This is a genomic window from Candidatus Kinetoplastibacterium sorsogonicusi (assembly GCF_003072465.1).
GTDB lineage: Bacteria > Pseudomonadota > Gammaproteobacteria > Burkholderiales > Burkholderiaceae_B > Kinetoplastidibacterium > Kinetoplastidibacterium kentomonadis.
Genome location: NZ_CP025628.1, coordinates 424,282 through 449,545 on the forward strand (window position 1 = coordinate 424,282; position 25,264 = coordinate 449,545).

General features: G+C 25.9%; 19 protein-coding genes and 1 other RNA gene. 5 read left to right on the plus strand and 15 right to left on the minus strand.

The window, feature by feature from the left end; translation table 11 throughout:
• Positions 1-2 precede the first annotated feature (2 nt).
• The 10 genes from CKSOR_RS02040 to gyrA form a co-directional block, all read right to left on the minus strand.
• Positions 3-752, minus strand: coding sequence for an electron transfer flavoprotein subunit beta/FixA family protein (locus CKSOR_RS02040; RefSeq protein ID WP_108673928.1), 750 nt, complete (start codon positions 750-752; stop codon positions 3-5).
• A gap of 304 nt (positions 753-1,056) precedes the next feature.
• Complete coding sequence (locus CKSOR_RS02045; RefSeq protein ID WP_108673929.1) at positions 1,057-1,656, minus strand: bifunctional heptose 7-phosphate kinase/heptose 1-phosphate adenyltransferase; 600 nt, start codon at positions 1,654-1,656, stop codon at positions 1,057-1,059.
• Positions 1,657-1,852: 196 nt separating this feature from the next.
• Complete coding sequence (locus tag CKSOR_RS02050) at positions 1,853-2,053, minus strand: LapA family protein (protein WP_161539538.1); 201 nt, start codon at positions 2,051-2,053, stop codon at positions 1,853-1,855.
• 228 nt (positions 2,054-2,281) lie between these two features.
• Positions 2,282-4,000 (minus strand): 30S ribosomal protein S1, encoded by a 1,719-nt coding sequence (gene rpsA / locus CKSOR_RS02055; RefSeq protein WP_108673931.1) that lies wholly within the window; start codon positions 3,998-4,000, stop codon positions 2,282-2,284.
• Between the two features lie 109 nt (positions 4,001-4,109).
• Entirely contained in the window at positions 4,110-4,775 is a 666-nt protein-coding gene (cmk, locus tag CKSOR_RS02060; RefSeq protein WP_108673932.1) for a (d)CMP kinase, read from the minus strand.
• 17 nt (positions 4,776-4,792) lie between these two features.
• Positions 4,793-6,112 carry a 3-phosphoshikimate 1-carboxyvinyltransferase gene (aroA, locus tag CKSOR_RS02065; RefSeq protein WP_108673933.1) on the minus strand — a complete coding sequence of 440 codons (1,320 nt, stop codon included), beginning with the start codon at positions 6,110-6,112 and terminating at the stop codon, positions 4,793-4,795.
• 10 nt (positions 6,113-6,122) lie between these two features.
• Positions 6,123-7,031: a prephenate dehydrogenase gene (locus CKSOR_RS02070; RefSeq protein WP_108673934.1), complete on the minus strand. Its 909-nt coding sequence runs from the start codon at positions 7,029-7,031 to the stop codon at positions 6,123-6,125.
• 59 nt (positions 7,032-7,090) lie between these two features.
• Positions 7,091-8,179, minus strand: a complete 1,089-nt coding sequence (gene pheA, locus CKSOR_RS02075; protein ID WP_108673935.1) for a prephenate dehydratase — start codon at positions 8,177-8,179, stop codon at positions 7,091-7,093.
• Positions 8,172-9,266: a 3-phosphoserine/phosphohydroxythreonine transaminase gene (serC, locus tag CKSOR_RS02080; protein ID WP_108673936.1), complete on the minus strand. Its 1,095-nt coding sequence runs from the start codon at positions 9,264-9,266 to the stop codon at positions 8,172-8,174. The genes pheA and serC overlap by 8 nt, the downstream gene beginning before the upstream one ends.
• Before the next feature lie 6 nt (positions 9,267-9,272).
• A complete protein-coding gene (gene gyrA, locus CKSOR_RS02085) occupies positions 9,273-11,846 on the minus strand; it encodes a DNA gyrase subunit A (protein ID WP_108673937.1) in 2,574 nt (857 codons plus the stop codon).
• Positions 11,847-12,170: 324 nt separating this feature from the next.
• Between gyrA and CKSOR_RS02090 the strand changes: the two genes are divergently transcribed.
• The 3 genes from CKSOR_RS02090 (at position 12,171) to ssrA (ending at position 13,941) form a co-directional block, all read left to right on the plus strand.
• Positions 12,171-12,752 (plus strand): OmpA family protein, encoded by a 582-nt coding sequence (locus tag CKSOR_RS02090; protein ID WP_108673938.1) that lies wholly within the window; start codon positions 12,171-12,173, stop codon positions 12,750-12,752.
• Positions 12,753-12,779: 27 nt separating this feature from the next.
• Positions 12,780-13,523 (plus strand): bifunctional 2-polyprenyl-6-hydroxyphenol methylase/3-demethylubiquinol 3-O-methyltransferase UbiG, encoded by a 744-nt coding sequence (gene ubiG, locus CKSOR_RS02095; RefSeq protein ID WP_108673939.1) that lies wholly within the window; start codon positions 12,780-12,782, stop codon positions 13,521-13,523.
• A 36-nt stretch (positions 13,524-13,559) separates the two neighbouring features.
• Positions 13,560-13,941: a transfer-messenger RNA gene (gene ssrA / locus CKSOR_RS02100) on the plus strand.
• Positions 13,942-13,950: 9 nt separating this feature from the next.
• Here the strand turns inward: ssrA and CKSOR_RS02105 are convergent.
• Positions 13,951-14,931, minus strand: coding sequence for an RluA family pseudouridine synthase (locus tag CKSOR_RS02105; RefSeq protein WP_108673940.1), 981 nt, complete (start codon positions 14,929-14,931; stop codon positions 13,951-13,953).
• 62 nt (positions 14,932-14,993) lie between these two features.
• On the opposite strand from CKSOR_RS02105, the gene bamD reads away from it, so the two are divergent.
• Positions 14,994-15,671: an outer membrane protein assembly factor BamD gene (gene bamD, locus CKSOR_RS02110; protein WP_108673941.1), complete on the plus strand. Its 678-nt coding sequence runs from the start codon at positions 14,994-14,996 to the stop codon at positions 15,669-15,671.
• A gap of 3 nt (positions 15,672-15,674) precedes the next feature.
• On the opposite strand, the gene trpS is transcribed toward bamD, so the two are convergent.
• The 4 genes from trpS to CKSOR_RS02130 form a co-directional block, all read right to left on the minus strand.
• The gene (gene trpS / locus CKSOR_RS02115) at positions 15,675-16,682 is read right to left on the minus strand and encodes a tryptophan--tRNA ligase (RefSeq protein WP_108673942.1); all 1,008 of its coding nucleotides are present in this window, start codon (positions 16,680-16,682) and stop codon (positions 15,675-15,677) included.
• 73 nt (positions 16,683-16,755) lie between these two features.
• The gene (lpdA, locus tag CKSOR_RS02120) at positions 16,756-18,183 is read right to left on the minus strand and encodes a dihydrolipoyl dehydrogenase (protein WP_108673943.1); all 1,428 of its coding nucleotides are present in this window, start codon (positions 18,181-18,183) and stop codon (positions 16,756-16,758) included.
• Between the two features lie 82 nt (positions 18,184-18,265).
• Positions 18,266-19,471: a 2-oxoglutarate dehydrogenase complex dihydrolipoyllysine-residue succinyltransferase gene (gene odhB / locus CKSOR_RS02125; RefSeq protein WP_108673944.1), complete on the minus strand. Its 1,206-nt coding sequence runs from the start codon at positions 19,469-19,471 to the stop codon at positions 18,266-18,268.
• A gap of 61 nt (positions 19,472-19,532) precedes the next feature.
• Entirely contained in the window at positions 19,533-22,385 is a 2,853-nt protein-coding gene (locus CKSOR_RS02130; RefSeq protein ID WP_108673945.1) for a 2-oxoglutarate dehydrogenase E1 component, read from the minus strand.
• Positions 22,386-22,895: 510 nt separating this feature from the next.
• Between CKSOR_RS02130 and CKSOR_RS02135 the strand changes: the two genes are divergently transcribed.
• Positions 22,896-25,190, plus strand: a complete 2,295-nt coding sequence (locus CKSOR_RS02135) for an NADP-dependent malic enzyme (protein ID WP_108673946.1) — start codon at positions 22,896-22,898, stop codon at positions 25,188-25,190.
• Positions 25,191-25,264 lie beyond the last annotated feature (74 nt).

Consider the following 25,264-nt stretch of genomic DNA (forward strand, 5'->3'; position numbering starts at 1 on the left):
TCTTAACCCTTATTATTATTTTTTATTTTTTCTATTAATTCATCTACATTAGAAATTAATTGCACTGATCTTTCTAAGATTTGTTCTTGAAAATTATTTATTTTTAATCTATTGATTAAATTTAAATTTAATTTTTTAACATCAATTATTGTTAAACTTTTTTTCTTAGCTTTTATAATATTAGTTAATGAAATATACCTTGGTTCATTAATACTCAAATCTACAGTAATAATAGCCGGTAATTTAATAGACAATATTTCATATGAATGATTAGCTTCTCTTTTTATTATAATTTCATTATTATTGATATTTTCAATTTTATTTACAAAAGTAGCTTGTGGCCAATTTAATAAACCAGCTAACATTTGACCAGTTTGACTAGAATCATCATCAATAGCTTGTTTACCCATAATTACTAAATCAGGTTTTTCTAATTCTATTGCATATTTTAATATTTTAGCGATAGCAAGAGGTTCAAGATCAGAATCACATTCAAAAAGAATACTTCTATCTATACCCATTGACATAGATGTTTTAAGTATTTGTTGTGCCTTTAAAGATCCACAAGAAATAGAAATTATTTCTTTAGCAATCCCATTTTCCTTTAGACGTATTGCTTCTTCTATTGCATGTTCATCAAAAGGATTGATAGACATCTTTAAATTTTCAATATCAAGACTAGATTTATCGTTTTTTAGTTGAATAGCTATATTATGATCCACTACCATTTTTATAGGTATTAAAATTTTCAAAGTAGATAATCTCCTTATAATTAATAAAATTTATAATTCTAATATATTCATGAATTACCAATTTGTTTTCTTATCTTAATACTTAATTAAAATTAACTCAGCAAATATATTTATATGCTGTAATTGTTGTAATTATAGTATTAATAAAATATTACATTTCAATAATTTGATTAAATTGAGATTTTATATTTATCAAAAAATGTCATACAATATTTAAAAATTGTTACTAACTTAGTAGTAACTAACTTTTTTCTTAATAATGATATGTTATTATTGAAATATCTTTAATTATTAAAATCTCCAATTATTTTTTTATTTCTAATTTATCAAACGTTAGAAAATTTGCTTCTGTATATTTTTTAGATAAAATATCTATTGGATCAACTAAAATAGGGATTTTTAATGTTTCTGCAAATGATATCATCTTATCAATTTGAATAAGTGATCCTTTATTATGATCTGAAAATATTACTATGTCATGATTTTGAACTTCTTTAATAAAAATTTTATATAATTTATTTATAGATTTTTTGTCAGGCATATTTTCAAAATCTACACTTAATAATTGGTGTATTTTATCTAATATTTTCATTTGTAATGTTGTAATATTATTTTTCTCAAAAATAATTTTAGAACATATATTATATTTTTTTAGCAAAGAATTTATCAATTTTCCAGATTCGTCATCACCACATATACCTATTAATGTAGTAAATGCGCCTAATAAAGTTATATTTTTTGCAATATTTCCAGCTCCACCTAATTGATCTTCTTTACTTGCAACATGTATAGGCATAGCTTCATATGATAATTTATGATTTTTAACAAACCAATAAGTATCAAGTATAATGTCTCCTACTATTAATACTTTATGTTTTTTAATGTCATTTATAGGAAATATCATAGTAAAATTTTAAATAATCATATTTATTTAATATGTTTGATTAAAATTTAATAGTTATAAATATTTATTTTAAGCAAAATTTTATTTGTTTTATAATTGGAAGATGATTTTATTTGATATGTATTATAGTTAATTTTAATTATACATTAATTATGAAAAATTAAAAAAACTTCCATGCTAAATTTTATACAAAAAATTACTGATTTTTAGATATATTTTTTAGTTCTTTTTGTAATTTAAAAATTTGGTTTTTCAGTTTAAGTAAAATAGGAAATGTAAATAACCAATGGTATAGAATACCAGAAAAAAAAGAAATACATATTACCACTATTACAGGAACATCTTTGATAATTAAATTGTGCCATAACTTGATATTAACATGATCAAGATTAATCAAGGCAAAAATTAAAATAATAATAAAAAAGATAAATTTAAAAAATAAAGAAAAGTAATACATATTATCCACTTTTAATAATGAAAAAATGTATAGAAAATAAATTAAAACCAATTATTTACTAAATAATTAATATTATAACTAAATAATGTTATTTTCAATATTATTAATAATATTAAAAATAACATTATAAATTTAATAATTAAATAAATTTAATCTTTATTGAAATTACTAATTTTCGTTTCTTTGTTGATCAAGTTTTGCTTTTAATAAAGCCCCTAGATTAGTCGTTCCTGAAGAAGCACTAGAATCAATTACACGTTGTTGTACTATTTCAGTTGTTTCATTTATAACATTCATAGCTTTAATAGATAATTGAATTGTTCTTGCTTTACGATCTATATTTATAATAGATGCCTCTATTTTCTCTCCTACCTTTAATAATACAGAAGCATCTTCAATTTTACCAACAGAAATTTCTGAAGATTTTAAATAACCATCTACATTTTCAGATAAAGTAACAACAGCACCTTTATGATCTACTGATTTAATTTTTCCAGAAACAATAGTACCTTTTTCATGCATATTAATGAAAGCATTAAAAGGATCATCTTCTAATTGTTTTACACCTAAAGAGATACGTTCTTTATTAGTATCAATACTTAATATTACAGCTTCTAATTCATCGCCTTTTTTTAAATTACGTACAGATTCTTCACCTGAATCTGACCATGATAAATCAGATAAGTGTATTAAACCATCAATATTACCAGATAATCCAACAAATACGCCAAAATCAGTTATAGACTTAATAGCTCCATGAACCTTATCTCCACGTTTGAAGTTTGCCGCAAATTCTTCCCAAGGATTTGGCTTGCATTGCTTCATACCTAAAGATATTCTTCTACGCTCTTCATTGATTTCTAAAATCATAATTTCTACTTCATTACCTAAAGTAACAACTTTTTTAGGATCAACATTTTTGTTAGTCCAATCCATTTCAGAAACATGTACTAAACCTTCAATACCATCTTCTATTTCAACAAATGCACCATAATCTGTTAAGTTTGTCACTTTACCAAAAATTCTAGTTCCTTGTGGATATCTACGAGATAATCCTACCCATGGGTCATCACCTAATTGTTTAATTCCTAAAGATACTCTATTTTTATCTTGATCAAATTTTAATACTTTAGCTTCTACTTCTTGACATACCTGTAACACTTCAGATGGATGTCTAACTCTACGCCATGCCATATCTGTAATATGTAGAAGACCATCAACACCACCTAAATCTACAAAAGCACCATAATCAGTAATATTTTTTACTACTCCTTTTACAATAGCGCCCTCATATAAATTATCTATTATTTTTTGACGTTCTTCACCCATATTAATTTCTAATACTTGACGTCTTGATAATACAACATTATTTCTTTTTCGATCTAGTTTAATAACTCTAAACTCCATGGTTTTACCTTCATATGGAGTTGTATCTTTTACTGGCCTAATATCTACTAAAGAACCTGGTAAAAAAGCTCTAATTCCATTGGTCATTACTGTTAATCCACCTTTAACTTTACCAGTAATAGTACCATTAATTAATTCACCACTTTCTAAAGCTTGTTCTAATTTTAACCATGCTGATAAACGTTTAGCTCTATCTCGAGATAATATAGTATCACCATAACCATTTTCTAATGAATCTATGGCAACAGATACAAAATCACCAGGATTAACTTCTAATTCTCCTTGGTCATTCAAAAATTCTTCTATTGGAATTAAAGATTCTGACTTTAAATTAGCATTTACAATTACGAAATGACGATCAATTCTTACTACTTCAGCAGTAATAACTTCACCAGATTTCATATCTTGTTGTTTCAAACTTAGAGCAAATAAATCAGCAAAGCTCTCATTATTATCAAAATTATTTATAGTTGACGACATTTATATTTAACCTATATGCCTAAATATATCTTATATAATATATTAGTTATTTTATTACACTAATAAATATAAATAAAAAAAATTAAAAAACTGACTGTATTAAATGTTATTACTTAATACAACAGAACCTATTCATCCAAATATTAAATATGTAATTCGTGACTTTGTCAGAATCAATATAGGATGAATCTATAACATATGCATCTTTAGCTATTATCAAAGGTGAACATGACCTATTAATATCTGCTAAATCTCTATCTTTAATAGATTTTGCTAGATTTTTAAGATTAGCAGAAACACCTTTTTTGGTCAATTGATTAAATCTTCTTTTTATTCTTATTTCAATATTAGCAGTAAGAAAAATTTTTAATTTTGCTTCTGGAAAAACCACAGTACCCATATCTCTTCCATCTGCGACTAATCCCGTATTTGTATAAAAACTTCTTTGATAATCTATTAGTACTTTACGAATATTGTTAAATTTGGATATTTTAGATGCAAAACTACCTATTTCTTCAGTCCTGATTTTTTGAGAAATATCTACGTTCTCTAAAAAAATTTTACTATCTTTAAAAATTAATTTACTATCTTTAATCAAAAGCAAAATTTCTTGAATATTAAAAATAGACAAATTCTTTTTCAGAGCCATATATGAAATCGCTCTATATATTGAACCACTATCTAAAATTTTCCAATTTAATTTATTTGCTAATTTTTTAGATATTGTACCTTTTCCAGAAGCAGTAGGACCATCAATTGTAATAATATTTAACATAAAATAAAAATTATTTATTAATTTATTATTAAATTTTTGTATACATCAAAATAATTTGGAAATGTTTTGTTAACACACTTAGGATTAGATATAGTAATTTTAGATTTTCCAAATGCTGCTAACGAAAGAGCCATTGCTATTCTATGATCATTCCATGTATCTATTGTAGCATCTTTCCATTCATTATCATTAATTGGATATATAATCATCCAATCATTACCTGATATAACTTTTGCTCCAATTTTTTGTAATTCATTTTGCATTGCATATATTCTATCAGTTTCTTTAACTCGCCAACTACCTATATTATTTAATTTACAAGGACCATCAGCAAATATTGCTAAAACAGCTGCAGTCATTGCAGCATCTGGAATTAAATTAAAATCATAATTAAAAGCTTTTAATTTTTCTCCACTATGTACTTTGATGCCTCTGCTTTCTATCCAATTATCGCCAAAAGATATTGAAGCTCCCATAATATTTAATATTTTTGTAAATTCTATATCGCCCTGTATACTATTTTTTCCAACTCCATATACTCTAACAGGACCTAAACCAATTGCACCCATAGATAATAAATAAGATGCAGAAGAAGCATCTCCTTCTATATAAATATTTCCAGGACTTGTATATTTAGAATTTGCTAATATTTCAAATCTTTTGAAATTATTATGTTGTATATCTACACCAAATCTCTTCATTAAATTTAAAGTAATATCAATATAAGGTTTTGAAATTAAATCACCATCTATATATATAGATAAATTTTTTTGTGTTTTATAATTAAATATAGGACCTGATAATAATATAGATGTTAAAAATTGACTAGAAACATTACCTTTAATGTTGATATGATTATTAGTGAAATTAGGATTTTTAATTTTTATAGGTGGATAGCCTTCATTTTTTAAATATTTTATATTAGCACCTATTTGGCACAATGCATCAACTAAATCTTTAATTGGTCTTTCATGCATTCTATCTATACCACTTAATATATATGAACCACCCATTATTGATAAAACTGCAGTTAATGGTCTGAAAGCTGTTCCTGCATTACCTAAAAATAAGTTTGATTCTTTGACAGGAAAATTAAAGTCATTACCAATGACTTTAATTGATCTATCATTATTTAATACTATTTTGACTCCTAAAGTTTTTAAAGCATTCATCATTATTTCTGTATCTTCAGAAAATAATATATCATTAATATTTGTTTCATTATTTGATAATGCTGCTAATAAAAGTATTCTATTTGATATACTTTTTGAACCTGGTAAAGTAATAACACCTTTAGCTAATTTTATAGTTTGTAAATTCAAAATATTATCATTCATGATTATTAATTTAATCCTTATGCCAATTACGTCGTTTATCAGAACTTTGGTTTAGTAAAAATCTTAATTTATTAATATCATTATTTTCTATTAATTTAATGAAATCTGAGATAGTTAATTGAATTGAATTCATATAAGATAATACTGCAGATTTATTAGATAAAAATATGTCAGACCACATCTCACTAGAGCTACCTGCAATTCTAGTAAAATCTTTAAATCCACTACCAGCTATAGATAATAGCAAATCTACATTTTCCGATTTTGTAATACAAGACATATATATAGAAGAGAGTAAATGTGGAATATGGCTAACTGCAGCCATAACATCGTCATGTTCTTTAGGTAACATTTTTAATACATTTGCACCACAAATATTCCAAGCATTTTTTATATAATTAATATCGCTTGGTAAATTATCTTCTAAAGGAGTAATGATAACTTTACGATTTTGAAAAAGTTCAGCATTAGCTGCTTGAGGGCCACTTTCATCAGATCCAGCCATTGGATGAGCTGGTATAAATTGTGAAATTTTTTTACCAAGAATTAAACGAGCTTGTTTAATTACTTCTACTTTAGTACTTCCAACATCAGTGATGATAACACTATCATTTAATGTAGGCAAAATTTTTTTAAATAAAGAACTAAAGTAACTAACAGGTGTAGATATGACAATCATATTAGCTATATTAGATACCTCTTCTAAAGAAGAAATAACATCAATTATACCTAAATTTTTTGCATTTATTAACGAATCATTATTTCTACCTACACCAATTACCTTTCCTACTCGATTTTTATTACGCAAAGATAATGCAAAAGAACCTCCTATTAAGCCAACACCTATGATACCTAAAATTGGAACAAAGAAACCATTTTTATGATACTTTTCATCATCATTTAAAATATTATTATTCATATATAAATAGTTTTAATTTATGTATAAAAATTTTATACTATCATTTTTAATTCTTTATCTCAGTTTGTTGGATAAGAGCCAAGTAATTTAAAAAATTCTACATTATTTTCTAGCTCCTTAAGAGCTATAGAAATATTTGGACTATCACAATGACCTTCGATATCAACATAGAAAAAATAATCCCATTTTCCATTACGAGCTGGTCTTGATTCTAATCTAGTCATTGACACACTGTGATTTACTAAAGGAAATAACATTTCATAGACTGCACCTGGTTTATTTGGAACAGATAAAATTAAGCTAGTTTTATCACTTTTACTAGGAGATGTTTTAATATTTCCTACAGATATAAAACGTGTACGATTATTAATATCATCTTGTATACCTGATTTTAATATATTTAAATTATAGACTTTTGCAGCTATTTCACCTGCTATAGCAGCTGCATTTTTATTATACAAAGACATTCTAGCTGCATCAGAATTACTAGAAGCTGCTACTAATTCTATATTAGGAAAATTTTTGTTTAACCATTGAATACATTGAGATGATGCTTGAGGATGTGCATAAATAATTTTTATATTTTGAGTAGATGTTGCTGTTGACATTAAGCAATGTTTAATTGGCAAAGTCTTTTCATTAATAATTTTTAATGATGTATTTAAAAGTAAATCTAAAGTTCTATTAACAGCTCCTTCAGTAGAATTTTCAATAGGTACAACACCTATATCAGCTTTTTTTAATTCTACTGACTTAAAAACATCATCAAAAGAGTCACAAGGTAATTGATCTATAGAATGACCAAATAATGCAAAGACAGCTTGCTCTGAAAAAGAACCATTTGGTCCTAAATAAGAAATTGTAATATTTTTCTCTAAATTTCTACAAGCAGACATAATTTCACACCATACAGAAGATATAGCTTCATTTGGGAAATCTCCTGTATTTTCTTCTTGTAATTTGCTAATTATTGCTGCTTCTCTATCAGGTCGTATAATTGGATCTTTAGAATGAAATTCATGTTTGATTTTTCCTATTTTTTTTACAATATTAGCTCTTTGATTTAATAATTTAACTATACTTTTATCTAAATCATCTATTTGTTTTCTAAATGGTTTTAATTTTTCTAAAATTAGAAGATTATCCATATCGACACTCAAAATCCTTCATAAAGTTTATTAAAGCATGAATACCGTCAATTGGCATAGCATTATATATAGAAGCTCTAAATCCTCCTAAATTTCTATGACCTTTTAAATTATATAATAATGCATCACTAGCATTATCAAAAAATTTCTTATTTTTAGTTTCATCAACTAAATTAAAAGTTACATTCATTCTAGAACGATATTTATGTTCCACATAATTAATATAGAATTTAGTAGAATCTAGATATTTGTAAAATATCTCAGATTTTTTAATATTATTAGATTCAAATTTTTCAATACCTCCATTTTTCAATAACCACTTAAAAATTAATCCTGCTACGTAAATGGCAAAAATTGGAGGAGTATTAACTATAGATTTTTTTAAAAACATATTATGAAAATTATATACTGTAGGACATGTTTTTAAAGGGTGCCTATTTAATAAATTTTTATTAATAATTATTACTGTTAAGCCTGATATACCAATATTTTTTTGACATCCTGCAAATAGTATTCCTACATTATTCATATTAAATTTTCTTGAAAGAAAATTTGATGTTGCATCTATTACAAAGGATATTTTTTTTTGAGAATAATCATTCCAATTTACAAATTCTAAACCAGTAATTGTTTCATTACTACATATATGTAAATATGAAGGATTATTAGATACTTTCCAATTTTCTATCTTTGGAAAATAATAGTTATTAATATTATTAGAAAAAGAATCAGCTGCTATATGTACTTGACAATATTTAGAAGCTTCATTTTTTGATTTATTAGACCAGTAACCAGACAATATAAAATTTGCTACTGAATTATAACTAATATTCATAGGAATCATAGCATTAGCAACAGAAGCACCACCTTGCATAAATAAAATTTCATAATGATCAGGTAAATCTAAAAGATGCATCAAATTTTTTTCAGCTTCATAAATAATATTAGCAAAATCATCGCTTCTATGATTAATTTCTAAAATAGACATACCAGATGAATTAAAATCAAAAACATCATTTGAAATTTGATTAATTACTTCACTAGGTAACATAGATTGACCTGCAGAAAAATTCCAACCTTTATTCATATTAAGTTAATCATTTTTATTAATATTACCTTCATGTTCTACAACACGTTTTACAGCAGAAAGAACATCAGATTTATTAACATTGATCAGTGTTACTCCTTGTGTAGATCTTCCCATTTCTCTAATTTCAGAAACTCTAGTCCTTACTAAAATACCACTATTAGTAATTAACATTATTTCATCAATATAATTAACTGCAATTGCTCCAACCAATTTACCATTTCTTAGGCTACTATGTATTGCAATCATACCTTTGGTACCACGACCGTGTCTTGTATACTCTGATATAGAAGTGCGTTTACCAAATCCATTTTCTGTAACTGTTAATATGCTACAATTTTCATTATTAGAAACGATCAATGATACTATTTTTTGTTGCTTATTTAATAACATGCCACGTACGCCTCTAGCATTTCTACCAACATGTCTTACATCAGATTCTTTAAAACGAACTGCTTTACCAGCATCTGAAAATAGCATAATATCATTATTACCGTCTGTAATATCTACTCCAATCAAGTAATCATCTAAATCTAAAGAAACAGCTATTATTCCTTTTTTACGTGGATTTGAAAATTCTGATAATGGTGTTTTTTTTACAATTCCACGTGCAGTTGCCATAAATATATATTTATTTGTACTAAATTCTTTTATAGGTAAAATAGTAGTAATTTTTTCATTTTCAGATAAATTTAAAATATTAATTAAAGGCTTACCTTTTGAATTTCTAGAACCTTGAGGTATAATTTCCCATACTTTTAACCAATAAACTCTTCCTTTATTTGAAAAGCACAATAAGAAATCATGAGTATTTGCTATTAAAATATGATCTATCCAATCATCTTCTTTTGTAGAGGTAGCTTGTTTTCCATGTCCGCCTCTTTTTTGAGATCGATATTCTGATAATAATTGACTTTTTATATATCCATAATGAGATAAAGTTACAACCATATCTTTTGGTTTAATAAAATCTTCAGTTTCTAATTCATATGCATTAAATTCAATTTTTGATTTTCTAAAATCATTAATATCAGAATAAAATTCTTTCTTAATTTGATTTAATTCTTTATCAATTATATTTATAATTCTGTTATTATCATTAAGAATATCTTCAAAATCTAATATTTCAGATATTACACTATTATATTCATGAAAAATTTTTTCTCTTTCTAATCCAGTTAAACGCTGTAACCTCATATTCAATATTTCTTGAACTTGTATTTCACTAATTTTATAATAGCAATCATTTATTAATCCTATTTCATTATTTATATCTGTTTGATAGTTATTGATAATTTTATGATCTACAATCATTTTAGATACTATAGAAGATTTCCATAACTTATTCATTAAATCTCTTTTAGCATCATTAGAATTAGATGAATATTTAATAATACTGATAAATTCATCAATATTTTCTACTGCTACTGCTAATCCTTCTAAAATATGCGCTTTTTCTTTAGTTTTATTTAATAAAAACATAGTGCGCCTAGTAACTACCTCTTTTCTATGTTTTAAAAAATAAACTATAATTTCCTTCAAATTTAATAATTTTGGCTGTCCATCTACTAAAGCAACTAAATTAATTCCTAAAGAATCTTGTAATTGAGTATATTTATACAAATTATTCAAAATAATATCTGGTATTTCTCCTCTTTTAAGTTCAATTACTAGTCGCATACCATCTTTATCAGATTCATCTCTAATATCAGAAATACCTTCTATTTTATGTTCATTAACTAATTCAGCAATACGTTCTTGTAATGTTTTTTTATTTACTTGATAAGGTAAACTATCTACAACAATAGAATATTTATTGTCTTTGTTAGATTTTTCAAAATGAGTTTCTGCCCTCATAATTACACGACCACGACCTGTTCTATAACCTTCTTTAATACCAGATATACCATATATAATTCCACCTGTAGGAAAATCTGGTGCAGGAATAAATTCCATTAAATCTTCAATAGAACATTCTGGATTATGTAAACAATGAATACAACCATCTATAACTTCACCTAAATTATGAGTAGGTATACTAGTTGCCATACCAACAGCTATTCCTGAACTACCGTTTAAAAGTAAATTAGGAATTTTTGATGGTAATAAAACTGGTTCATATTCACTTCCGTCATAGTTTTCAATAAAATCTACAGTATTAAAATCGATATCAGCTAAAATATGATGAGCTATTTTAGAAAGTCTAATTTCAGTATATCTCATTGCTGCAGCACTATCACCATCTATTGATCCAAAATTACCCTGACCGTTTATCAATGTATTTCTCATTGAAAATGTTTGAGCCATTCTTACTATAGCAGCATATACCGATTGATCGCCATGAGGATGATATTTACCTATAACGTCTCCTACTATACGAGCTGATTTTTTATATGGTTTATTCCAATCATTATTTAATTCATTCATAGCGAATAATACTCTTCTATGAACTGGTTTTAAGCCATCTCTGACATCAGGAAGTGCCCTTCCAACAATTACACTCATTGCGTAATCTAAATAACTACGGCGCATTTCTTCTTCTATTGTTATAGGAAGAGTTTCTTTAGCAAATGAATTCATAAAATTTAAAATCAATCATAAATAAAAAAGATGTAAAATATATATAGCTTTAAATAAATATATAATATTTAATAAAAATTTGAACTTAATTAATTAAATGTAAATATATAAAATAATTTTATATATAATTTAGTTGCACGTAATCAACAACTATGTTAAATATTCATTTAAAAATAAATACATAAATAATTAATCTGTTTAATATATTTTAACAAAAAATCAATAAATACTTTAGTATTATTCGTATTATGATTAATAATTTATCAGAATATTACCCTAATATATCGAAAAAAATATATTTAAAATAAAATTGGGAGAATAAAAATGAACAAAAAATGTGATATGAAAAAAAAATGTATTGTAAAAGGCTATATTATAAAAATACTATTATTTCTAATTGCTTTTTTTGTAATATCAAAATCCATCTATGCTGATACTATTATTAATAATAACTGGCAAGGAAATTTTGGACAAAATTGGAAAAATAGTAATGGATTATGTTGGCGTAATTCTAATTGGAGTGAACAAACTGCTTCAAAAATTTGTGATGGTGCTTATTGTAAATATAATATAGAAACAAATTTTGCATTTGATGATTATAATTTACAGTTAGAATCACAAAAACTAATAAATCAATTATTAGAATTATCTTCCAATTTAAATATTAAGGAAATTATTTCTATAGGTCATACAGATTCAACTGGAAAAGATTCATATAATAATAAATTATCAGAATTACGTGCTAATTCTGTAAAAAATTACTTATTAAATAATAGTAACTTAAGTGAGGATATAATTTCTGCATATGGTAAAGGTGCTAAAGAACCAAAAACTTCTAATGCATCTAGTGAAGGAAGAGCACAAAACCGTAGAGTTAAAATTGAAATTATAGGTAATAATCGTTAAAAAAACATATTTGATAAAGACAATATTATGGAAAATCAAAATTATTTAAATGAAAATTTTGGAGATAATGTAAATTATGAAGAAATTTCTCATTTTGATAATTTAGCTGATTCTTGGTGGATTAAAGATGGTAAATTTAAAACTTTACATTTATTAAATGATATAAGAGTAAAATGGATTAATGATTTTGTTAATATTTATAAAGATAAAAAAATATTAGATGTAGGTTGTGGTGGAGGAATTTTATCTGAAACTTTATCATCTTTAGGTGGTCTTGTAACAGGTATAGATATGTCTAAAAAATCTATAGAAATAGCTAAGTACCATTGTAGAAATTATGATGTTAAACCAAAATATTATAGAACTAGTATAGAATTATTTGAAAAAACATCTTCAGAGAAATTTGATATAATTACTTGTATGGAAATGCTAGAACATGTAGATAATCCTATATCTATCATAAATAGCTGTAAAAATTTATTAAATGATGATGGAGTAATAGTATTATCAACAATAAATAGAAATTTAAAATCTTTTTTATATGCTATTTTGGGAGGAGAGTATATATTCAATATTCTCCCTAGAGGTACACATAAATATGAATCATTTATAAAACCTAGTGAACTATATAAAATAATTATTCATCATGGTTTAGATTTAATAGATATTATTGGTATTTCTTATAATCCATTTTTAGAAAAATTTTATTTATCTAAAGATGTTAATATAAATTATATGATGATGATAAAAAAAAAGAATTATAATTATTAGTTATTTTGATATATAATTAACGATTATGTTATTTATGGGGTCGACTGGATTCGACGTTGATTTAACAACAATTTACGGCATGTCGAGTATCAGATTATCTCGTAAAAATTTATCTGAACAATATAAACGCAAACGATTCGCGTTACAAGCTAGCAGCTTAGTCTATTAGCCGTTGCATTGATTTTTTCCTTGGATCATTTGAATATATTTAGTAATACCAAATTAATATTCATAGCAACGACATATAAAGGAATCGAAAGATGTTATAGTCATATGATATCTTTTTAAATTAAATGACTAGCTTTACTAAATTTTGTAAATTAATAAAAGTAAAGTTAAATATTATTAATTTACTAAACATGTAGAAGTGATTGTGAAGAATTAGCGGACGGGGGTTCGATTCCCCCCGACTCCACCATAATTTGATTCAAAAATTATTCCATAATATTGATTTTTCAAGTAATAACATATCTTTAGGTAAATCTATTTTAAAATTATATTTATTATTGCTTGAATTACTAGGATCTAAAAATTCTAAATAATATGCGTGTAACATTTGTCTTTTAATATTTTGTAAATTATTACTATTTGCTGGTCCATAAGTAGAATCTCCTAATATAGGGTGATTAATACTAGACATATGTACCCTTATTTGATGTGTACGACCTGTTTCTAATTTACAAATAATTTTAGAAATATTTTTTTTGTCCATTTCTCCAACAGATATAACCTCGTAATGTGTAATAGCCTCTTTAAAAGATCTTAAATGTTTAAGATTAGTTGTCATTTTTATTCTATTTACTCTATCTCTTCCTATTGGAAGTTTTATTGTTCCAGATTTTAAAAGATGTCCAGATACTATTGCAATATATTCTCTTTTTACAGTACGCAACTGTAATTGTTTTGATAAATTATTTTGAGATAGCTCATTACGTGCTATTACCATTAATCCTGAAGTATCTCTATCTAGTCTATGTACTATACCAGCTCTTGGTAATGAACATAATTCTGGAAAATGAAATAACAAAGCATTCATTAACGTACCATGCCAATTACCAGCACCTGGATGTGTTACTAATCCAGCTGGTTTATTTATAATAATAAAATTATTATTTGAATATATTACATTTATATCAATCTTTTCAGGGATAAAAGAATTATCTTCATTAAAATCTTGGTGTGGTAATATTGAAATTACATCATTAAGTTTTACTATTTCTGATGGTTTTACTTGTTTATTATTAAGAAAAATATAGCCGGATTTTATCAATATTTGTAATTTTGATCTAGAATAATTAGGTAATAAAATATTTAAAATTTTATCTAATCTATTAAGTTCTAGATTTTTAGACACCCAAAAATATTTTATGTTTTTTTCATTAGATTTATTTATTTGTGAATGAGACATAAAAATAATTGTATAATTTATTGTTTAATATATTTTAAAAAAGGATATTTGTATTATTACTTATGTTTATTAATTTCATCAAACATGTATGTATTTTTTTTATATGTATTATATTTTTATTAAATAAAAGTTATGCTAATAATAGAAATCAAGAATTTAAGTCTTTATATGAAATTTCACAAACATATATAAAGAATAGTAATTGGGAAGATGCAATAAAAATACTATTAATATTAAAAAGTAAATCTCATAATAGCAATGAAATCAAAATTATCTTAACAGATTTAGCTTATATATATTCAAATACTGGAGACATACAATTATTAGAGCAATTAGTAAATAAAATAAATATATTATATCCTGACACTATGAACGATTATTTATTATACTTACAAGGAACTACATATTTAAACAAAAATAAAAAAAATATATTTTATAAAATAAGAAAAAAATATGATTTAGAAAATAGAAAAATTTTATTTTCCTACAGCAAATTGAATGAACTAATTATCAATTATCCTGAAAGCAAATATTTCTCTAATGCTAAAAAACATTTATATTATTTAGATAATATATTAGCATATAGAGAATTAAATATAGCAAACTTTTATTATAGAAAAAAAGAATATCTAGCTGCAATAAAAAGGTCACAAGATGTGATTAAAAATTTTAGTTCTTCTCATTATGTTAACGAGGCTCAATTAATCATAAATAAAGTTTATATTCATAATAAATTATAAAACTTAAAAATCATTTATTCCTATAATTTCCTTAACTTGATTTATATTTTTTTGTGCAATAATCTTAGCTTTTTTTGCTCCATTCAATAAAATTTCTTTTAAAAATGATGGCTTTGATATTAATTCAATATACTTCTCTCTCATTGGTTCTATTTCTCTATTAATAAGATTGAATAATGATAATTTAGCTTCCTTCCAAGACATTCCTTGATTTAAATCTTTATAAAATTGACTAGAGTCTTCATGATTTGAAAATGCTTTGTATAATAAATATATAATAGAATTTTTAGATTCTTTATACTCTCCAGGTTTACTAGAATCTGTTACAATACTCATTATATATTTATATAAATCTTTTGAGTTACATTCAAACAAAGGTATAGTATTATTATAGCTTTTAGACATTTTTCTTCCATCAAGACCTGGTAATATTTCTACATCTTTAGAAATATATGCTTCTGGAAGAACGAAATAATTAACTTCATATATATTATTAAATTTTATAGCAATATCTCTTGCTATTTCAATATGTTGTAATTGATCTCTACCTACTGGTATACGATTTGCTTTAAATAGCAATATATCAGCTGCCATCAATATAGGATAATTGTAGAGACCCATATTGATTCCATAATCTTTATCTAACCCATTTAATATATTTTGATCTATTAAAGATTTATAAGCATGTGCTCTATTCATTAATCCCTTATTTGTTACACATGTTAAAATCCATGATAATTCAGTAATTTCTATTACATCAGATTGACGGTAAAATATAACTTTTTCAGGATTTAAACCAGAAGCTAACCAAGTAGCTGCTAATTGTAAACATGATTGATGAATACGATTTGCATCTTGACATTTAACTAATGCATGGTAATCAGCTAAAAAGAAAAAAGATTCAATATTAGATAAATTACTATTTTTTATTGCGGGACGAATTGCACCTGCATAGTTACCTAAATGAGGTGTTCCAGAAGTTGTAATACCAGTTAAAATGCGTTGTTTCATATAAAGAAATAGAAATATTTTTTAATAAAAAAGTTAACTATTATCTATTTTAATAGTTAACTTTTTTTAAGTTTTAATAATTTAAAGATCTATTATCTAATGCTAAAGCTGCTTCTTTTAATGATTCAGATAATGTAGGATGAGCATGCCAAATTCTAGCAATATCTTCAGATGAACCTTTAAATTCCATAATTGTAACAGCTTCAGAAATTAACTCAGATGCCATAGCACCAATTATATGTACACCTAATACTTCATCTGTATATTTATCAGCTATAATTTTAACAAAACCAGATGTATCACCTAAAGCACGAGCCCTACCATTTGCTATAAATGGAAAACTACCTATTTTATAATCTCTCTTTAATTCTTTCAATTGTTGCTCATTTTTACCAACCCAAGCTATTTCTGGTGATGTATAAATTACCCAAGGTATATTGTTAAAATTTAAATGTCCTTTTTGTCCTGCAATCATTTCTGCAACGAAAACACCTTCCTCTTCTGCTTTATGAGCTAACATTGGTCCTCTTACTACATCACCAATAGCCCAAATATTTTGTAAATTTGTTTTGCAATAATTATCAACAGAAATAAAACCTTTACTATCTAAAGTTAATCCTACAGATTCTGCATTTAAATCTTTTGTAAATGGGATGCGCCCTATAGACACTATTAATTTGTCGAAAATTATTTCATGATTATTTGAGGAAGAATCTTTGTATTTAACAGAAACAGAATTTTTAGAATAACTAATATCTTTAACTTCAATACCTACATTAATTTTTAATCCTTGTTTTGTAAATAATTTAAAAGCTTCTTTAGATATTTGAGAATCTGCTGCTGCAAGGAAATTAGGAGCAGATTCTAAAATTGTTACATCTGCACCTAATCTTCTCCATACACTTCCTAACTCTAAACCTATAACTCCAGCACCTATGATTCCAAGTTTTTTAGGAACTGTATTTATACTTAATGCACCATCATTAGATAATATTGTTTGTTCATCAAAAGCAATATTAGGAAATTCTCTAGCTATTGATCCAGTTGCTATAATAACATTTTTAGCAGATAATATAGATTCTTCTTTATTTTTAACTTTAATTAACCATTGATCATTTTCTTTACCAAAAAAAGATCCTTTACCATGAAAAAATGATACCTTATTTTTTTTAAATAAATATAGAATACCTTCATTATTTTGTTTAACTATATTATCTTTTCTTTTTAAAAAATTATTTATATTGATTTTTGCATTAGAAATTTCTATACCATGAGTATGAAATGAATGATTTACATGATCAAAATATTCTGAAGATTGTAATAAAGCTTTTGATGGTATACATCCTACATTTGTACATGTACCACCAGGTGCCGGATTACCATTAATATTACTCCATGCATCAATACATGCAACTGACATTCCTAACTGAGATGCCCTAATAGCTGCTATATAACCACCAGGACCAGCACCTATTACAATTAGATCAAATTTATTATTCATAATGTTCCTATTCAAAATATTAGCATAAATAAAATACATATTGAATTATTATTTATAATTCAATATGTATTTATCAAATATCTTATAAATCTAATAATAATCTTTGTGGATCTTCCAAAGATTCTTTTATAGCTACTAATCCTAAAACAGCTTCTCTACCATCTATAATACGATGATCATATGATAATGCAAGATAATTCATTGGACGGATTACAATTTGTCCATTTTCAACTACAGGTCTTTCTTTTGTAGCATGAATACCTAATATAGCTGATTGTGGAGGATTAATAATTGGTGTTGATAACATAGAACCAAATACTCCTCCATTAGAAATGGAAAAAGTTCCACCTGTCATTTCTTCAATATCTAATTTACCAATTGCTGCTCTTTTCCCAAAATCAGATATTTTCATTTCTATTTCAGCAATAGAAAGTTGATCAGCATTACGTAATATTGGGACAACTAAACCTCTAGGACTTCCAACAGCTATACCTATATCAAAATATCCATGATATATTATATCTTTACCATCAATAGATGCATTAATAAGAGGATATTGTTTTAAAGCTTCCACAGCAGCTTTTACAAAAAATGACATAAAACCTAATTTAACACCATGTTTTTTTTCAAATTTATCTTTATAAGTTTTACGCAATTCAATAATAGATTGCATATTAACTTCATTGAATGTTGTTAATATAGCATTTTCTCTTTGAGATTGTAATAAACGCTCAGCTATACGTGCACGTAATCTGCTCATAGGAACACGTTGTTCATCTCTAAGATTTATATCACTATTTATATTTTCCTGTGATAGATGATTTGTTTGCAAAATACTATTTGCATTTAAGGCATCTTCTTTTGTAATTCTTCCATCTCTACCAGTTCCATTAATTGAATCAATATTTATATTTTTTTCTGCTAATATTTTAGTTGCTGATGGAGAAGCTATTTTTTCTTTTTGATGATGATCCTTATCATTGTTAGATAGATTGTTTTCTATATTAGGAATAGTATCTTTAGATTTATTGCTCGTAACTATAGTAGCTGATTTATCAATTTTTGCAATTAAATCACCTGAAGTGACGACACTACCATCAGATTTAATAATTTCTACCAATATTCCAGATGATGGAGCTGGAACTTCTAGTACTACTTTATCAGTTTCAAGCTCTATTAATATCTCTCCTAATTCAACATAAGAACCAACTGCTTTCTTCCAATTTAGCATTGTTGCTTCTGAGATAGACTCTGAAAGCTGAGGTACAACAACTTCGATTATAGACATAATAAATTCCATAAATTTTATAAAAATTAAATACTAATATATCATTTAAATAATTAAATTATCATTTTGATAAAAAAATCTCAATATCGTTAGAAAATGCCTTTGCTATGAGTGATTTCTGCTGTTCTTGATGTTTTGACATATATCCAACTGCTGGAGAAGATGAAGCTATACGACCAGAATATCTTAATTTTTGACCATTTAGCATAGCATCATATATATATTTATTAATAAATGACCAGGCACCTTGATTTTTTGGTTCATCTTGAACCCAAACGATATCAACTGCATTGAAATATTTATTAATTTCTAAATTAAGATCTTTAACAGTAATAGGATATATTTGTTCTATTCTAATTATCGCAACATTTTTTAAATTTTTTTCTGTTCTATAGTGCAATAAGTCATAATATACTTTACCTGAACAAAATATAATTTTTTTTACAGAACTATTCTGTATAGAATTGTCTATTTCACCTATAATAGGCTGAAAATTTTTATCAGTAAAATCAGATAAAATAGAACTTGCATCTTTATTACGCAAAAGAGATTTGGGAGTAAAAATTACTAAAGGTTTTCTAATAAGTCTAACCATTTGACGGCGTAACAAATGAAATATTTGTGCAGCAGTTGTAGGCTGAACTACCTGCATATTATTATCAGCACATAATTGTAAAAAACGTTCTATGCGAGCTGAAGAATGTTCAGGTCCTTGACCTTCATAGCCATGAGGTAGCATCATTGTTAAACCACTCTGACGTCCCCACTTTGCTTCACCTGAACTTATAAATTGATCTATTACAACTTGCGCTCCATTAGCAAAATCTCCAAATTGTGCTTCCCAAATAGTCAAAATATTAGGAGCAGAACATGAATAACCATACTCAAATCCTAGTACAGCTTCTTCAGAAAGAACTGAATCAACAACTTTAAATTTTGCCTGATATTCTGATAAATTTTGTAAAGGTATGTAAGTATCCGAATTGTCTTGATTATGTAATACTGCATGTCTATGTGTAAATGTACCTCTACCAGAATCTTGACCTGTAATTCTTACTGGATATCCATCATCTAATAAACTTGCAAATGCAAGATGTTCTCCCATACCATAGTCTAAATTTATTTCACCATCTATCATACGTCTTCTATCTTTTATTAATTTAGCAACTAATGTATGTAATTTAAAAGATTCTGGAACAGTAGTTATTTTATGACCTAATTGTTTCAATTTTTCATATGGTACTGCAGTATTTGCATCATTAGTCCATGCTATATTTAAATAAGAAGACCAGTTAACAGAATATTGACTATCAGTTGAACTAATAATAGGTACTATGGTTTTAGAACCATCATTCAAAATATCTCTGTAATTTTTTACAAAATTATCAACATCATTATTTTCTAAAATTTTTTCTGCAACTAACTTATCTGCATATAATTTTCTAGTACCTGGATGCTGAGCAATATGTTTATACATAATTGGCTGTGTTAAAGATGGAGTATCTTGCTCATTATGACCTAACTTACGAAAACATATAATATCAATAACAATATCGTGATTAAATATCATACGATATTCTAATGCTAATTGTGTAACAAATGCTACTGCCTCTGGGTCATCTCCATTAACATGAAATATAGGAGCATCAAATGATTTAGCTATACCTGTACAATATTCTGTAGATCTAGTATCTTTTATATTAGATGTAGTAAACCCAATTTGATTATTAATAATAATATGTAAAGTTCCACCGGTTGTATAGCCACGAGTTTGTGATAAATTTAAAGTTTCCATAACTACACCTTGACCAGCAAATGCAGAATCTCCATGCACTAATATAGGTAATACTTTATTGAAACTTTCCTTTTCTCTCTTTTCTTGACGTACACGTACACTACCTTCTACAACTGGATTAACAATCTCTAAATGTGATGGGTTAAATGCCAAGGATAAATGTATAGTATTTCCAGATCTAGTAGTAACATCACTAGAAAATCCATTATGATATTTTACATCTCCATCAGTACAGTTTTGAGCATATTTGCCTTCAAATTCATCAAATAAATCTCTAGGTCTTTTGCCCATAATATTTACTAAAAGATTTAGTCTACCTCTATGAGCCATACCTATTACTATTTCTTCAACACCTAGCTTAGCTGCACTATTTACAGCTTCATCCATAGAAACTATAAAGCTTTCTCCACCTTCTAGTGAAAATCTTTTTTGACCTACATATGTAGTATGTAAAAATTTTTCTAAACCTTCAGATATTGTTAATTGATTTAATATATTTATTTTTTCATTTTTATTAAACTCTTTAGATGCTAAAGTAGATTCCATTTTTTCTTGAATCCAATTTCTTGCAGAAGCATTAGAAATATGCATATACTCTAAACCAATAGAAGAACAATATGTTTTTTTTAATAATTCTATTGCTTCTTTAAGTGATAATTTAGATTTTTGAAAATATGTATTTTTACTATTAAATGGTTTATTTAAATCATCTTTTGTTAAATTATAATTTAATGGATCTAATTCAGGTAAATTATCTTTAATTTTTATTTTTAAAGGATCTAAATTAGCATTATGATGACCAAGTAATCTATATGCATTTATTAAATTGAAAATCTCTGAATTATCATTAATTTCAGATTCATGAGTATTTTTGAAAATATATTTTTTTCTGTTTTTAGATATTTGAATAAAATGATCTATTATAGAAGAATGAATAATATCTTTGTTATTGGTTAATTCTTCATTATTAGAAGAATTTTGGATTTTATCAAAAAAATTACGCCATTCACCTTTTACAGATGAAGGGTTCTTTATATAATTCTCATAAAGTTCCTCAATATATGACGCATTTGTTCCGAATAAATATGAATTTGAAAGTAAATCTTTATTTGATGACATAATTTGCTTCACCTTTTCGAACATCCCACGATGCAATTCTTGGTGTAAAAAAATATTTTTATAAAACATGTAAAACTACAACAATATTTTATATAATTTTAGACTATTTATACAATACACAAATAAAACTACAACGTATATACACTATAAATCTTATAAAGCTACGATGCATATACAATATTGATCAATTAATTATAAACCTTTGAAGATATCAAATAAAATACTATATTAATATCATGTAAAACAAGTTGCATAATAACAGCAAACAGCAAGTTTATAAAATTTTAGTATTGAAGAATATTTGTTTATGTTATAAAACTATAAATACTATGAGTATACGATTAATATACATATCTCAAATCAGATTTTAAATTAAATCTGTTCTTATGAATAATAACAGATTATAATATATTATGCATTTGAAACTTGTATTTTGTATCTATAAATTTTTTTCCCAATGATAAAGAAGCAATAATTTGTTAATGAAGAATTTTTTAATCGAATAAATTTATGAAAAATAACTTAAATAAAAGAGCATTGGATTATCATATGTACCCAAGCTCAGGTAAAATATCAGTTAATCCTACTAAACCTTTATCAAATCAAGATGATTTATCTTTAGCATATTCTCCTGGAGTAGCAGTACCATGTATGGAAATTTATGAGCATGGAGATATAGCTGCTGCTAAATACACTTCACGTGCTAATTTAGTTGGAGTTATTTCTAATGGAACGGCTGTATTAGGTTTAGGTGATATAGGACCGTTAGCATCTAAACCAGTAATGGAAGGTAAAGGTTGTTTATTTAAAAAATTTGCTGGTATTGATGTATTTGATATAGAACTAAATGAAAAAGATCCTGATAAATTAGTAGACATAATTGCTGCATTAGAACCAACTCTTGGAGGAATAAATTTAGAAGATATCAAAGCACCTGAATGTTTTTATATAGAAAAAAAATTAAAAGAAAAAGTAAAAATTCCTGTTTTTCATGATGATCAACATGGTACCGCTATAATTTCTTCAGCTGCTATACTAAATGGATTAAAAGTATTAGATAAAGATTTAAAAAATGTAAAAATAGCTTGCTCTGGGGCAGGTGCTGCAGCTATAGCATGTTTAGATCTTCTAGTTAAATTAGGAGCTAAAGTAGAAAATATTTATGTTGCAGATTCTAAAGGTGTTATATGGGATGGTCGTGATAGTAATATGGAAATTACTAAAAAACGTTATGCTCAAAAAACATCTGATAGAACACTATCAGATATAATTAAAGGAGCTGATGTATTCCTTGGATGCTCTAAAGCAAAAGTTTTAACTCAAGAAATGGTTAAAACAATGGCTCCTAAACCTTTAATATTGGCTTTAGCTAATCCTGAACCAGAAATTTTACCTAATTTAGCAAAAGAAGCAAGGCCTGATTGTATAATTGCAACTGGTAGATCAGATTTTCCTAACCAAGTTAATAATGTTCTTTGTTTTCCTTTTATTTTTAGAGGAGCATTAGATTGTGGTGCTACTCATATTACAGAAGAAATGAAATTAGCATGTGTAAAAGCAATTGCTAAATTAGCCCAAGAAGAACAAAATGATGAAGTTGCATTAGCATATGCTGGTCAAAATCTAACTTTTGGACCAGAATATATCATACCAAAACCATTTGATCCAAGATTAATAGTATATATAGCATCTGCAGTAGCTCAGTCTGCATCAGAGTCAGGTGTAGCTACAAGACCAATACAAAATATTGAAGAATATAAACAGAAACTTATGTCATATGTTTATCGTTCTGGACAAACTATGCTACCTATTTTTTCACAAGCTAAAAAAGACCCTAAGAGAGTAATTTATGCTGATGGAGAAGATGAAAAAGTTATAAGAGCAGTACAAAATATTGTAGATGAAAAGTTAGCATATCCAATACTAATTGGTAGAAATGATGTAATTACTGCAACAATTAGTAGGTTAGGTCTTAGAATTAAAGTAGATCAAGACATTAAAATTATAGATCCTGAAACTAATTTCAAATGCAAAGATATGTGGAAAGATTACTATGATCTTAAAAAGAGAATCGGAGTAACTCCTGATATTGCAAGATCTATGATTAGAAAACATAATACTATTATAGGGGCCATGCTTCTTCGCAAAGGTGATGGAGATGCTTTATTATGTGGAGTTTCCAGTAAATATGATAATCAATTAAAATATGTAGATGATATTATTAAGAAAAAAGATGGTCAAACTTATGCTGCTCTCAATGTCCTACTATTACAAGATCAAATATTATTTATTACAGATACTCATGTTAATGAAAATCCAACTTCTGAAGAAATAGCCAATATTACTATTCAAGCAGCTAAACAAGTTAAAAAATTTGGTTTAATACCAAAAATAGCATTATTATCTAATTCAAATTTTGGTAGCAAATCTAATGAATCTGCTAAAAAAATGTCTTTAGCTGTTTCTATAATTAAAAATATAAGTCCAGATTTAGAAGTTGATGGTGAGATGCATGCAGATGCAGCACTATCTGAAAATATTAGAAAAATATCTATGCCAGATAGTCAATTAACTGGAAAAGCTAATTTATTAGTTATGCCTAATTTAGATGCAGGTAATATTTCTTATAATCTTGTAAAAATGATTGGGGGGGCTGGGGTTACTATAGGACCTATATTATTAGGATCATCCAGACCTGTACATATACTTACTAATACTACTACAGTAAGAAGAATAGTGAATATGACTGCATTAGCAGTTATAGATGCTCAACAAGAATGTATAGAAATATCTAAAAAATTATAATAGATAAATAATTATATTATTGAATATAGTGCTACACACTATATTCAATAATTAAAGGATAAATGGAGATAAAT

Excerpts from the sequence above, each read along its gene's own strand:
- CKSOR_RS02070 (WP_108673934.1), bottom strand. The coding sequence starts at position 7,031 with ATGAATAATAATATTTTAAATGATGATGAAAAGTATCATAAAAATGGT.
- rpsA (WP_108673931.1), bottom strand. The coding sequence starts at position 4,000 with ATGTCGTCAACTATAAATAATTTTGATAATAATGAGAGCTTTGCTGAT.
- lpdA (WP_108673943.1), bottom strand. The coding sequence starts at position 18,183 with ATGAATAATAAATTTGATCTAATTGTAATAGGTGCTGGTCCTGGTGGT.
- pheA (WP_108673935.1), bottom strand. The coding sequence starts at position 8,179 with ATGGATAATCTTCTAATTTTAGAAAAATTAAAACCATTTAGAAAACAA.
- ubiG (WP_108673939.1), top strand. The coding sequence starts at position 12,780 with ATGGAAAATCAAAATTATTTAAATGAAAATTTTGGAGATAATGTAAAT.
- CKSOR_RS02090 (WP_108673938.1), top strand. The coding sequence starts at position 12,171 with ATGAACAAAAAATGTGATATGAAAAAAAAATGTATTGTAAAAGGCTAT.
- serC (WP_108673936.1), bottom strand. The coding sequence starts at position 9,266 with ATGAATAAAGGTTGGAATTTTTCTGCAGGTCAATCTATGTTACCTAGT.
- cmk (WP_108673932.1), bottom strand. The coding sequence starts at position 4,775 with ATGTTAAATATTATTACAATTGATGGTCCTACTGCTTCTGGAAAAGGT.
- trpS (WP_108673942.1), bottom strand. The coding sequence starts at position 16,682 with ATGAAACAACGCATTTTAACTGGTATTACAACTTCTGGAACACCTCAT.
- CKSOR_RS02135 (WP_108673946.1), top strand. The coding sequence starts at position 22,896 with ATGAAAAATAACTTAAATAAAAGAGCATTGGATTATCATATGTACCCA.
- gyrA (WP_108673937.1), bottom strand. The coding sequence starts at position 11,846 with ATGAATTCATTTGCTAAAGAAACTCTTCCTATAACAATAGAAGAAGAA.
- CKSOR_RS02130 (WP_108673945.1), bottom strand. The coding sequence starts at position 22,385 with ATGTCATCAAATAAAGATTTACTTTCAAATTCATATTTATTCGGAACA.
- odhB (WP_108673944.1), bottom strand. The coding sequence starts at position 19,471 with ATGTCTATAATCGAAGTTGTTGTACCTCAGCTTTCAGAGTCTATCTCA.
- CKSOR_RS02105 (WP_108673940.1), bottom strand. The coding sequence starts at position 14,931 with ATGTCTCATTCACAAATAAATAAATCTAATGAAAAAAACATAAAATAT.
- bamD (WP_108673941.1), top strand. The coding sequence starts at position 14,994 with ATGTTTATTAATTTCATCAAACATGTATGTATTTTTTTTATATGTATT.
- CKSOR_RS02045 (WP_108673929.1), bottom strand. The coding sequence starts at position 1,656 with ATGATATTTCCTATAAATGACATTAAAAAACATAAAGTATTAATAGTA.
- aroA (WP_108673933.1), bottom strand. The coding sequence starts at position 6,112 with ATGAATGATAATATTTTGAATTTACAAACTATAAAATTAGCTAAAGGT.